This is a genomic window from Enterobacter sp. Ag1 (assembly GCA_000277545.1).
GTDB lineage: Bacteria > Pseudomonadota > Gammaproteobacteria > Enterobacterales > Enterobacteriaceae > Cedecea.
Window position 1 is genome coordinate 1 of record AKXM01000040.1, and the last position, 11,742, is coordinate 11,742.

Here is an 11,742-nt window from a genome sequence, read left to right on the forward strand (position 1 = left end):
AAGCGCTCAACCAACATTGCTCATTTTCTTCTCTGGAAGAACAGCAACAATGGTTTGACAGATGGCGAAAGGAATTCAACGAGATAAGGCCGCATAAAGCGCTTCAGGGTAAAACGCCGGCCTCGGTCTGGAAACCTTCGGAAAGACAGTTTGCGGGGCCACGAACAGAAATGCCTGTCCCGGATAATGCCAGAATGTTGAGAGTCGCGCAGAGAGGAGATTTATGGTTCAACAGTACCCGAATATTTCTGAGTGAAGCGCTACGAAATGAGTGGGTCTGGATGAAACCGTTGAATGAGCAATGCGACGAAATAGGATTTGGTGAACTGATACTGGCGCATTACGACAGAATCAATCACCGTATCCTGAGGTTAGATTGAGAGAAAGGTGTAACCCATGTGACCGGTCAGTTCTGTAACCCATGTGACCGGTTCATACAGCGTAATGCCCCCTGACACGTTCACTATTTATGGAAGTGGCAGAAATAAATGATGCTACGGTGAACGGAAAAACTGCGAACTAAAATATTCCTTCTCGTTTCAACACCCATACAAAAACACACCTAACGCCACGCGACAACGCTCACAGAACGGCATATGATTGTCGGCTCCCTTACCGCCTTGTGGAGACCGTATGTCGTTACGTATCGAAGTCATCAAAGATAAAGTCCTGTCTGATAACTACTTCATCCTGCGCAATATTACCTATGACCTGTCTCGTAACGGGGCCGAAAGCGTGCGTCATAAGCGCGAAGTTTATGACCGGGGCAACGGGGCGACCATTCTGCTTTATAACCGCGAAAAGAAAAGTGTGGTGCTAACACGCCAGTTCCGCGTCGCGACCTGGGTTAACGGGAATGAAGACGGCATGCTGATAGAAGCCTGTGCCGGGCTGCTGGATGCCGACGAGCCAGAAGTCTGCGCCCGCAAAGAGGCGATGGAAGAAACGGGCTTTCAGGTAGGAGAGGTTGAGAAAGTCTTTGAGTTGTATATGTCTCCCGGCGGCGTGACCGAAATCGTCTATTTCTATCTGGCAGAATACAGTGATTCTCAGCGAGAAGGCGCCGGCGGCGGCGTGGAAGATGAAGATATCGACGTGCTGGAAATCCCGTTTAGCCAGGCAATGGCGATGGTGAAGAATGGGGAAATTCGCGACGGGAAGACAGTGATACTGCTTCAACAGCTACAGTTGCGCAATATTATGGGGTAAAACTCCATAAAATCATGTTATTGCGATTTTTAATATTGATATAAAGCTATCCGACAAATCCGATTGAGCAGGCTGTCTCGTGGGCCGAAGATACGTCGCACCATCGTACGTTTTTCACGCTTCGCTTTTTAGGGCTGCCTTCAATGTTCTATCGGACATCCTCCTTGCTTATGCTTGCATTGCTGGTAGCCAATGCTGCATTTGCCGCGCCAGCGCAAAAGCAGTTTTCCGACTGGCAGGTGACCTGCAATAACCAGAACTTTTGCAGCACCCGTAATACCGGACTGCATCAGGGGTTGGTGATGACGATTACCCGGGGTGCCGGGGCTCGCACTGACGCCAGTTTGCGCATCGACCTGGGGAATATGGAGAGTGCGGACGTTAAAGTCTCGCCTGTAGCACCGAGGCTGCGGTTTGACGACGCGCCGCTTGCTATCCAGCCCAGCGAGTGGAAAGTGTCGCCTCATCATTTGATGACCAATAATCCGGAGGCGATTAACGGTCTGCTAGACGCTGTTATGAACGGCGATAAAATTACCCTTGCCGACGGCAGGGGCATCATTTCACTCAGCGGGCTCAAAGCGGCGCTGCTCTTTATCGACAGCCAGCAAAAGCGTATCGGCAGCGAAACCGCATGGATTAAAAAAGGCGACGGACCTCCGCTCAGCGTGCCTCCGGCTCCACCGCTCAAAGAAGTGGCTGCAGCTACGGCACCAACAACGCCACTTTCACACGATGAACTGAACGACCTGTTGGATTACGGCACATGGCGGATGAATAACAGCCAGTGTTCGCTCGATCCGCAGCGCCGGGAAGTGCGCGTTTTCCCTCTGACTGACGATAAAGCCTTGATGCTTACCAGCTGTGAAGCAGGCGCCTATAACGTGGTTTATCTGGCCTGGGTCATCTCCCGGCAAAAGCCGTTTGTCGCCAGGACGATTCACCTGCGATTACCCTTTATACCGGACGGCGGCAGCGCTGAGCTGGAACTAATGAACGCGGGATTTGATGAGCACGATAAAGTGTTAACCACCCTGGCGAAAGGGCGTGGGCCTGGCGACTGCGGCGTGGCCACGCGCTGGCGCTATGACGGACAGCGCTTCCGGCTTGTGCGTTATGCCGCTGAATCTGCCTGTGATAGCTGGCATAAAGCGGGCGGCTGGCCGACGCTGTGGGTCACCAAATAGGGTGGATTCATGGAATAAGAAGAACCCTCTCCCCATGAGGAGAGGGCTGGCAGTGTAGGCTATTTCTTGCCGAGTGATTTTTTCGCTACGGCTACGATGTTTTCTACCGTAAAGCCAAAGAATGGGAACAGCTTCCCGGCAGGGGCGGATTCGCCGAAGGTTGTCATACCCACAATCCCGCCTTTGAGACCGACGTATTTGTACCAGTAGTCGGCTATACCGGCCTCTACCGCCACTCGAGCCCGTACGGCATAAGGCAGGACGGACTCCTGATACGCCTCATCCTGAGCATCAAACACGTCGGTGGACGGCATAGACACGACGCGAACCTTATGCCCTTCTTTGCTCAATGCTGCCGCGGCCTCGACGGTGATTTCAATCTCAGAGCCCGTGGCAATCAGGATGAGGTCTGGTTTGCCGTCGCTGTCCTTCAGAATATAACCCCCTCGGCCGATCGCTTTCAGTTGCTCGGGCGTACGGTCCATCTGGGCCAGATTCTGGCGAGACAGGATCAGCGCAGTTGGGCCGGTCTGGCGCTCAAGTGCGGATTTCCAGGCCACGGCGGCCTCAACCTGATCGCAAGGCCGCCAGGTGCTGAAGTTGGGCGTCAGGCGCAGGCTGGCTAACTGCTCGACGGCCTGGTGTGTCGGGCCATCTTCCCCAAGGCCGATGGAATCATGGGTATAAACCATGATCTGCCGCGCTTTCATCAGCGCCGCCATACGTGCCGCGTTACGGGCGTACTCCACAAACATCAGGAAAGTGGCGGTGTAAGGGATAAAGCCGCCGTGCAGGGCGATGCCGTTGGCAATGGCGGTCATACCGAATTCGCGTACGCCGTAGTGGATATAATTCCCGGCGGTGTCCTCTTTAATCGATCTCGAGCCTTTCCAGATGGTCAGGTTACTCGGGGCCAGGTCGGCGGAGCCGCCAAGCAGTTCCGGCAGCGACGGACCAAAGGCGTTAAGGGTATTCTGCGAAGCTTTGCGGGTGGCGATTTTGTCCGGGTTCGCCTGCAGTTGTTCAATGTAGCTTTGGGCTGTTTTCTGCCAGTTATCCGGCAGTTTACCTTCGGTACGGCGTTTAAATTCGGCGCTCAGGGTAGGGTGAGCTTTTGCGTAAGCGGCAAACTTCTCTTTCCAGGCGGCCTCCGCTTTTTCGCCTGCCTCTTTGGCGTCCCAGGCGTGATAGACCTCTTTTGGGATCTCAAACGGCGGGTATTTCCAGCCGAGCTGCTTGCGCGCCAGGGCGACTTCTTCTTCACCCAGCGGTGCGCCGTGAGCCTCTTCTTTGCCCGCTTTGTTTGGCGAACCAAAACCGATCACGGTGCGGCAGATAATGAGGGACGGTTTGTCCTTCACGCTCTGGGCTTCTTTGATGGCTTTTTTCAGCGCAGCCGGGTCGTGACCGTCAATCTCATGGATCACGTGCCAGTGATAGGCCTCGAAGCGTTTGGCCGTGTCGTCGGTAAACCAGCCATCGGTTTCCCCGTCGATGGAAATCCCGTTATGGTCATAGAAGCCGATCAGCTTGCCTAAACCCAGCGTTCCGGCAAGGGAAGATACCTCATGGGAAATGCCCTCCATCAGGCAGCCGTCCCCCATGAACACATAGGTGTAGTGGTCAACGATGTCATGGCCCGGCTGGTTAAACTGCGCGGCCAGCGTGCGCTCGGCAATCGCCATCCCCACGGCGTTGGCTAACCCCTGGCCCAGCGGGCCGGTGGTGGTTTCCACGCCGGGGGTATAGCCCACTTCCGGGTGACCGGGCGTTTTGGAGTGAAGCTGGCGGAAGTTTTTCAACTCGTCCAGCGGCAGGTCATAGCCGCTCAGGTGCAGCAGGCTGTAAAGCAGCATCGACGCATGGCCGTTCGACAGCACGAAGCGGTCGCGGTTGGCCCAGTGCGGGTTAGACGGGTTATGGCTGAGGAAATCATTCCACAGCACCTCGGCGATATCGGCCATGCCCATGGGCGCTCCGGGGTGGCCGGAATTGGCTTTCTGGACCGCATCCATACTGAGGGCGCGAATGGCGTTGGCAAGCTCTTTACGTGATGACATGTTTCACTCCAGGTCTTGTTAAAGTTTGGCGGCGAGCAGGTCTTCCAGTTTGCGTTGATCTATGGCGAACAGGCGGATCCCTTCGGCCAGTTTTTCCACGGCCATAGCATCCTGGCTATGTTCCCAACGGAATTCCGCTTCGCTCATGGGGGCCGGACGGCGGAAGCCCTGTGAGAATGGGATCAGTTTACGGATAACTTCTTCTTCACTGTCCTGCAGCTGCTGCAGCAGGTTAGGGGCGATGGTCAGCCGGTCGCAGCCCGCCAGGGCGAGGATTTGTTCCTTACGACGGAAGCTGGCGCCCATGACGATGGTTTCATAGTTATGTTGCTTGAAGTAGTCGTAGATATTGCGCACGGATTTCACGCCCGGATCTTCTTCAACGATATACGGATCCATCGGTTTACGCGCCTGATACCAGTCGTAAATACGGCCCACGAACGGGGAAATCAGGAAAACGCCCGCTTCCGCACAGGCACGCGCCTGAGCAAAAGAGAACAGCAGTGTCAGGTTGCAGTTGATGCCTTCTTTTTGCAGCTCTTCCGCCGCGCGGATGCCTTCCCAGGTTGACGCCAGCTTGATGAGAATGCGGGATTTATCGATCCCCTGTTCGGCGTACAGATCCACCAGGCGACGAGCCTTGCTGATGCTCTTTTCTTTGTCGTAGGAGAGACGGGCATCCACTTCGGTAGACACGCGACCTGGAATGCTTTTCAGAATTTCCGCACCGACATTGACCGCCAGTTTGTCACTGGCTTCGGCCACAATGTGTTCCCTGCTGCCGCCGCGCTGTTTGCCGTAGGCCAGCGCGTCATCAATCAGCGGCTGATATTGCTCAAGCCCCGCGGCTTTTAACAACAATGAAGGGTTGGTGGTGGCGTCTTCAGGCTGGTAGTGGCGAATAGAGTCGATATCACCGCTGTCTGCAACCACGGTGGTGTACTGTTTAATGCTGTCTAACTGATTCATTACTATCTCCTTGAAAAAGCAACGTCTTACCTGAGCGTTCCGTGTCGCTCGCCGTGAAAACTTACGCTTTGCATAACCCAAAAGCATAGCAGATGGGGGCGATGACGGGGCAGCCGCTAACATTGGTTCTATAGTTAGCTAACAATAATCACGCCTAATCTTAATAGTATGGCTACCTTCAAAGTTTGCGAAACGTGCCCGCGTGATACTAGGCGGCTGACGTAACAATAAAGAAGACCCAAAAAGGAACGATGCAATGGATGAACAACTGAAGCAAAGTGCCCTCGATTTCCATGAGTTTCCAATTCCGGGGAAAATCCAGGTTTCTCCGACCAAACCCCTTGCTACCCAGCGTGACCTGGCGCTGGCGTATTCACCGGGCGTAGCGGCACCTTGCCTTGAAATTGAAAAGGACCCGCTCGCCGCCTACAAATACACCGCGCGTGGCAACCTTGTGGGCGTGGTTTCTAACGGTACCGCGGTGCTCGGGCTAGGCAATATCGGCGCGCTTGCAGGCAAGCCAGTTATGGAAGGTAAGGGCGTCCTGTTTAAAAAATTTGCCGGTATAGACGTTTTCGATATCGAAATTGATGAGATGGATCCGGACAAGCTTATCGACGTGGTGGCCGCGCTGGAACCCACTTTCGGCGGCATTAACCTGGAAGATATCAAGGCACCGGAGTGTTTCTACATAGAGCAGAAGCTGCGCGAGCGCATGAACATTCCGGTGTTCCACGACGACCAGCACGGCACCGCGATTATTTGTACCGCCGCGGTGCTGAACGGCCTGCGCGTGGTTGAAAAGAACATTACCGATGTACGGCTGGTGGTTTCCGGCGCGGGGGCTTCGGCAATCGCCTGTATGAACCTGCTGGTCGCGCTGGGAATGCAAAAACACAACATCGTGGTTTGCGACTCGAAGGGCGTTATTTATAAAGGCCGCGAAGAGAACATGGCCGAAACCAAAGCCGCCTATGCCGTTGAAGACAGCGGCAAGCGGACGCTGGACGACGTGATTGAAGGCGCGGACATTTTCCTCGGCTGCTCCGGTCCGAAAGTGCTGACTCAGGAGATGGTGAAGAAGATGGGCAAAGCGCCGCTGATTCTGGCGCTGGCTAACCCTGAGCCTGAAATTCTGCCGCCGCTGGCGAAAGAGGTGCGTCCGGAAGCCATTATCTGTACCGGCCGTTCGGACTACCCGAACCAGGTGAACAACGTGCTGTGCTTCCCGTTCATCTTCCGTGGCGCGCTGGACGTGGGTGCCACGGCAATTAACGAAGAGATGAAGCTGGCTGCGGTACATGCGATAGCCGAGCTGGCTCACGCTGAACAAAGCGACGTGGTGGCCTCCGCCTACGGCGAGCAGGAACTGACGTTCGGCCCGGAATACATCATTCCTAAGCCATTTGACCCGCGCCTGATCGTGAAAATTGCCCCGGCGGTAGCCAAAGCAGCGATGGACTCCGGCGTGGCCACGCGCCCGATTCAGGATTTCAATGCTTACAGCGAGAAGCTGGAAGAGTTTGTCTACAAAACCAACCTGTTTATGAAGCCGATCTTCTCCCAGGCGCGCAAAGAGCCGAAGCGCGTGGTGTTAAGTGAAGGGGAAGAAGCGCGCGTGCTGCATGCCACACAGGAGCTGATCACTTTGGGGCTGGCGAAGCCTATCCTGATTGGTCGTCCAAGCGTTATCGAAATGCGTATCAAAAAGCTGGGCCTGCAAATTCAGCCGGGCAAAGATTTTGAGATCGTGAATAACGAATCCGATCCGCGTTTCAAAGAGTACTGGCACGAGTACTACAACATCATGAAGCGCCGTGGGATCACTCAGGAGCAGGCGCAGCGGGCGGTGATCAGCAACACGACTGTGATCGGGGCGATCATGGTGCATCGTGGTGAAGCAGATGCGCTGATATGCGGGACAATCGGCGAATATCACGAGCACTTTGACGTGGTAGAGAAGCTGTTTGGCTACCGCGAAGGCGTGAAGGCTGCCGGGGCGATGAACGCGCTGCTGCTGCCGAGCGGCAACACCTTTATCGCGGATACCTATGTGAACGATGACCCTACGCCGGAAGAACTGACGGAAATCACGCTGCTGGCGGCGGAAACGGTGCGCCGCTTCGGCATTGAGCCGAAAGTTGCGCTGCTTTCCCACTCCAACTACGGTTCTTCCAACAGCAAAGCCGCCTGCAAAATGCGCAAAACGCTGGATCTGGTGCGTGAGCGTGCGCCTGACCTGGAAATTGACGGGGAGATGCACGGAGACGCCGCGCTGGTTGAAAGTATTCGCCATGAGCGTATGCCGGACAGCCCGCTGAAAGGCTCTGCTAATATCCTGATCATGCCGAACGTTGAGGCGGCGCGTATTAGCTACAACCTGCTGCGCGTGTCGAGTTCTGAAGGGGTGACCGTTGGACCGGTCCTGATGGGCGTGGCGAAGCCGGTTCACGTGTTGACGCCGATTGCTTCGGTGCGCCGCATTGTGAATATGGTGGCGCTGGCGGTTGTGGAGGCGCAAACCGCACCGCTGTGATTGAACTCCCTCTCTCCCCGGAGGGGCGAGGGGGAAAACCGAGTAAAGCGGATAATAGAGTCATCTTTCCCCAAAGGGATATGGGGTACAGCGAGCACTAAAAATCCCCTCTCCCTTTTAGGGAGAGGGTTAGGGTGAGGGTAAAAACGCGAAAGCTACACCCACTCCTTCACTGGCAGGAAATCACGATACAGCGCAGCCTCCGGGCTGCCTTCTTCAGGCTGATAGTCATACTCCCAGCGCACCAGCGGCGGCATCGACATTAAAATCGATTCGGTGCGCCCGCCGGTTTGCAGGCCAAACAGCGTGCCGCGATCCCACACCAGGTTGAACTCAACGTAGCGCCCACGACGATACAGCTGGAAGTCACGCTCGCGCTCGCCGAAGGGATGATCCTTGCGGCGTTCAACAATCGGCAGATAAGCGTCCAGGAATCCCTGTCCGACGGCCTGAATAAAGCGGAAGCCGTAGTCAAAGTCTGGCTTGTTCAGATCGTCGAAGAACAGCCCGCCGATACCGCGCTGCTCGTTGCGGTGTCTGATAAAGAAGTAGTCATCGCACCACTTTTTATAACGCGGGAAAACGTCGTCACCAAACGGCTGACACAGGTCACGCGCCGTGCGGTGCCAGTGCACCGCATCTTCTTCGAAGCCGTAGTAAGGCGTTAAGTCGAAGCCGCCGCCAAACCACCAGACCGGATCGGCGCCAGGTTTTTCGGCAATAAAGAAACGCACGTTGGCGTGGCTGGTCGGCACATAAGGGTTGTTCGGGTGTACCACCAGCGAAACGCCCATGGCCTGAAAGCTTCTGCCCGCCAGTTCCGGGCGGTGGGCCGTGGCAGACGCCGGCATGGCGTCGCCGTGAACGTGAGAAAAGTTCACGCCAGCCTGTTCGAACACCGCGCCGCCGCGCAAAACTCGACTGCGCCCGCCGCCGCCGCCTTCTCGCTGCCAGTTGTCTTCCTGGAAGACGGCGCCATCAAGGGCGGAAAGCTGCTGGCATATCGTATCCTGCAGGGAGAGCAGGAACTGTTTTACGGCGTGGATATCGGGCTCAGTCATAAAAATTAACGCTTCTTACCGTGGACTTTATGGTTATCAAACCAGTTGAAATAGCTCATCACGCCGGAGGCGATGGCGGTGGCAATCTTCTGGCGGAAGGCGGTGGTGCCGAGCAACTTTTCTTCGCCCGGGTTAGTGATGAACGACGTTTCAACCAGCACGGACGGAATGGACGGCGACTTCAGAACGACGAAGGCTGCCTGTTCCGTGTTGCGGCTGTGCAACTTATGCACCGGCTTTATCTGTTTCAGAATATGCGAGCCGAGCGTCAGGCTGTTTTTAATCGTGTCGGTCTGCACCAGGTCAAACAGCACCTGCTGCAGGTAGTGATCTTTGTCTTTCACTTTGCTGCCCGCTACGTCATCCGCGGCGTTCTCTCTGTCTGAAAGATATTTCGCCATGGCGCTACTTGCGCCTCGGTTAGACAGGGCGAATACGGAGGCACCTGCGGCGGTGGGACTGGTGAAGCCATCAGCGTGGATCGACATAAACAGATCTGCGCCGTGCTGGTGGGCGATTTCAACGCGATCGTACAGCGGAATAAATTCGTCCGTGGTGCGAGTCAGCCTGGCATCGATCCCGTTGCTGCGCAGGATGCTGCGCACGTTTTTGGCAATGGCCAGCACCACGTGTTTTTCTTTCGATCCGTTGTGGCCGATGGCGCCGGTATCAATCCCACCGTGGCCCGGGTCGAGCATAACAATGCGTTTTGCCCCGGATTTTTTGGCCACTTTACTGTGGGAATTGGTGGTTTTCAGCGATTTGGCTTCTTCCTTTGCCAGCGCTTGGTTCATACCGGTTAGCGTCAACGCTGCTAAACCTGTGAGCAGGACCTGGCGGCGCGTCGTAAGTTGCGTTAGCGATTTAATTTTGCTCATGCGGATGAATTATTTATCTTATGGAGTCCAGATGGGAAGTTATAACGTATCGGCTTCATGCAAACGACACTCTGGCGTCAGAAATGTATATCCATTCGTTTCATTTCATGACTGGTCGGAGATTATGCCATTTTTTTCGCGCTTTTGCGGCAGTTATTGGCTTAACGGACGGTTAACGCCATAATCAACCTTTTACGGCTTAAGGTGGCTAATACCATGGAAATTCGCGTTTTTCGCCAGGAAGATTTCGAAGAGGTCATTACCCTTTGGGAGCGCTGCGATTTACTGCGCCCATGGAATGACCCGGAAATGGACATTGAACGTAAGCTGCATCACGATGCGGACCTATTTTTAGTCGCTGAGGTGGGCGGCGAGATCGTCGGTTCGTTGATGGGCGGGTATGACGGCCATCGGGGGTCAGCCTATTACCTGGGCGTGCACCCGGAGTTTCGGGGCCGCGGCATTGCTAACGCCTTGCTGAACCGGCTGGAAAAGAAGCTGATTGCCCGCGGTTGCCCGAAGATCCACATCATGGTGCGCGAAGAGAACGATCTGGTTATCGGCCTTTATGAAAAGCTCGATTACGAGCATCAGGACACCATTTTGCTCGGCAAACGGCTGATAGAAGATCAGGAATATTAATTTTCAAATGTGTTCATGCCATGTATTTGCCTGCTGATTATGATTCACAGGGCAACTTAAAAGCACCGCTGCTGTTCTGGGCGGTGTTGTTGTTACAGGCCCGCACCTGGGTTTTGCTGGTGCTGGCGGGGGCTTCTCGTCAGCAGGGCGATGCGCTGCTGGGCCTGTTTTATCCCGATCGCGATAACTTCTGGCTGGGGCTGATCCCCGGTATTCCGGCTGCGCTGGCCTTTTTGTTCAGCGGACGTCGCCACCTTTGGCCCCGGTTCTGGCGGGCATTTCGCTGGATATTGATTGCCGCCCAGGTTGGGCTGCTGGCGTGGCAACTGGCGCTGCTGGCCGGGGATGAAACGCTGACCGGTACCACCGTTGTTCTGCTGATTATCGATCTGTTCGCGCTTTGGTGGCTGCTGACTAACCGCCGGCTGCGGGATTACTTTGCCCTGAAAAACGAGTTAAGCGGCACTTTTTGACGTCCCCGTACTCCAAAGGCCGTTACCATTTTTTGAAAAGGAATGATCAATGAAATCTCTGCGCCTGATGATGCTAAGCCTGCCGCTGGTTCTGAGCGGGTGTTCCACGCTATCCTCCGTTAACTGGTCTGCGGCTTATCCGTGGAACTGGTTTGGCTCTTCCGTTGAGGTGAGCGAGCAGGGCGTGGGGAAACTGACTTCAGCCACCGCGATGGATGAGAAGGCCGTGAGCGAGGGGTTGAATGACAATTATCGTCTGCGCAGCGGCATGAAAACTGAAAACGGCAACATCGTGCGCTACTTTGAGGCGATGAAAGACAAAGACGTTAAGCTGGTGGTGAACGGCGAAAAAGGCACCGTGAGTCGCGTAGATGTGATGGATGCTGACATCAAAACCGCCAGCGGCGTGAAAATCGGCACGCCTTTCAGCGATCTGTATCAGAAAGCGTTTGGGGTCTGCGAAAAAGCGACCGGCGACGATGCGGCAGGCGTTCTCTGCCAGGCGCCGAACAGCCAGCACATCAGCTATCTGTTTACAGGCGAGTGGCACGGGCCGGAAGGATTGATGCCGTCGGATGATACGCTGAAGAAATGGACGCTTAACAAAATTATCTGGCGTCGATAAAATTTGCGCCGGGTTTGCGCCGTCGCAAGTCGGCGTGAATAAATCAGGTTAGAATAGCCCGATAAATGCCTCCGTTCGGAGTCATCATAGTTATGTGCCACC

The 11,742-nt window shown here is 55.2% G+C and carries 11 protein-coding genes; 7 read left to right on the forward strand and 4 right to left on the reverse strand.

The genetic code is table 11. From position 1 onward, the window contains the following. From A936_RS15795 to A936_RS15805, 3 genes are all read left to right on the forward strand, one after another. The coding region (locus tag A936_RS15795; protein WP_008459552.1) for an integrase core domain-containing protein at positions 1-380 on the forward strand (380 nt) is incomplete at its 5' end. A gap of 253 nt (positions 381-633) precedes the next feature. Next, entirely contained in the window at positions 634-1,209 is a 576-nt protein-coding gene (gene nudK / locus A936_RS15800; protein WP_008459554.1) for a GDP-mannose pyrophosphatase NudK, read from the forward strand. A 143-nt stretch (positions 1,210-1,352) separates the two neighbouring features. Then, the gene (locus A936_RS15805; RefSeq protein ID WP_008459555.1) at positions 1,353-2,396 is read left to right on the forward strand and encodes a DUF1176 domain-containing protein; all 1,044 of its coding nucleotides are present in this window, start codon (positions 1,353-1,355) and stop codon (positions 2,394-2,396) included. Between the two features lie 59 nt (positions 2,397-2,455). On the opposite strand, the gene tkt is transcribed toward A936_RS15805, so the two are convergent. Next, a complete protein-coding gene (gene tkt / locus A936_RS15810; RefSeq protein ID WP_008459556.1) occupies positions 2,456-4,456 on the reverse strand; it encodes a transketolase in 2,001 nt (666 codons plus the stop codon). Between the two features lie 18 nt (positions 4,457-4,474). After that, complete coding sequence (gene tal / locus A936_RS15815; RefSeq protein WP_008459557.1) at positions 4,475-5,425, reverse strand: transaldolase; 951 nt, start codon at positions 5,423-5,425, stop codon at positions 4,475-4,477. Between the two features lie 256 nt (positions 5,426-5,681). Between tal and maeB the strand changes: the two genes are divergently transcribed. Next, the gene (maeB, locus tag A936_RS15820) at positions 5,682-7,961 is read left to right on the forward strand and encodes an NADP-dependent oxaloacetate-decarboxylating malate dehydrogenase (protein ID WP_008459558.1); all 2,280 of its coding nucleotides are present in this window, start codon (positions 5,682-5,684) and stop codon (positions 7,959-7,961) included. A 155-nt stretch (positions 7,962-8,116) separates the two neighbouring features. Here maeB and hemF read toward each other — a convergent pair whose 3' ends face one another. Together hemF and amiA are read right to left on the reverse strand one after the other, a co-directional pair. Further along, complete coding sequence (hemF, locus tag A936_RS15825; RefSeq protein WP_008459561.1) at positions 8,117-9,022, reverse strand: oxygen-dependent coproporphyrinogen oxidase; 906 nt, start codon at positions 9,020-9,022, stop codon at positions 8,117-8,119. A gap of 5 nt (positions 9,023-9,027) precedes the next feature. After that, the gene (gene amiA, locus A936_RS15830) at positions 9,028-9,900 is read right to left on the reverse strand and encodes an N-acetylmuramoyl-L-alanine amidase AmiA (protein ID WP_008459562.1); all 873 of its coding nucleotides are present in this window, start codon (positions 9,898-9,900) and stop codon (positions 9,028-9,030) included. A 216-nt stretch (positions 9,901-10,116) separates the two neighbouring features. On the opposite strand from amiA, the gene A936_RS15835 reads away from it, so the two are divergent. Genes A936_RS15835 through A936_RS15845 form a run of 3 tightly spaced genes read left to right on the forward strand, consistent with a single transcriptional unit; the run spans position 10,117 to position 11,640 of the window. Continuing rightward, positions 10,117-10,542, forward strand: coding sequence for a GNAT family acetyltransferase (locus A936_RS15835; protein WP_008459564.1), 426 nt, complete (start codon positions 10,117-10,119; stop codon positions 10,540-10,542). A 20-nt stretch (positions 10,543-10,562) separates the two neighbouring features. Then, positions 10,563-11,015, forward strand: a complete 453-nt coding sequence (locus tag A936_RS15840; protein WP_008459566.1) for a DUF2919 domain-containing protein — start codon at positions 10,563-10,565, stop codon at positions 11,013-11,015. Between the two features lie 49 nt (positions 11,016-11,064). Further along, on the forward strand, positions 11,065-11,640 hold the full coding sequence (locus tag A936_RS15845; protein ID WP_008459567.1) for an RpoE-regulated lipoprotein: 576 nt from the start codon (positions 11,065-11,067) through the stop codon (positions 11,638-11,640). Positions 11,641-11,742 lie beyond the last annotated feature (102 nt).

Excerpts from the sequence above, each read along its gene's own strand:
- A936_RS15840 (WP_008459566.1), top strand. The coding sequence starts at position 10,563 with ATGTATTTGCCTGCTGATTATGATTCACAGGGCAACTTAAAAGCACCG.
- A936_RS15845 (WP_008459567.1), top strand. The coding sequence starts at position 11,065 with ATGAAATCTCTGCGCCTGATGATGCTAAGCCTGCCGCTGGTTCTGAGC.
- tkt (WP_008459556.1), bottom strand. The coding sequence starts at position 4,456 with ATGTCATCACGTAAAGAGCTTGCCAACGCCATTCGCGCCCTCAGTATG.
- A936_RS15805 (WP_008459555.1), top strand. The coding sequence starts at position 1,353 with ATGTTCTATCGGACATCCTCCTTGCTTATGCTTGCATTGCTGGTAGCC.
- nudK (WP_008459554.1), top strand. The coding sequence starts at position 634 with ATGTCGTTACGTATCGAAGTCATCAAAGATAAAGTCCTGTCTGATAAC.
- hemF (WP_008459561.1), bottom strand. The coding sequence starts at position 9,022 with ATGACTGAGCCCGATATCCACGCCGTAAAACAGTTCCTGCTCTCCCTG.
- amiA (WP_008459562.1), bottom strand. The coding sequence starts at position 9,900 with ATGAGCAAAATTAAATCGCTAACGCAACTTACGACGCGCCGCCAGGTC.
- maeB (WP_008459558.1), top strand. The coding sequence starts at position 5,682 with ATGGATGAACAACTGAAGCAAAGTGCCCTCGATTTCCATGAGTTTCCA.
- tal (WP_008459557.1), bottom strand. The coding sequence starts at position 5,425 with ATGAATCAGTTAGACAGCATTAAACAGTACACCACCGTGGTTGCAGAC.
- A936_RS15835 (WP_008459564.1), top strand. The coding sequence starts at position 10,117 with ATGGAAATTCGCGTTTTTCGCCAGGAAGATTTCGAAGAGGTCATTACC.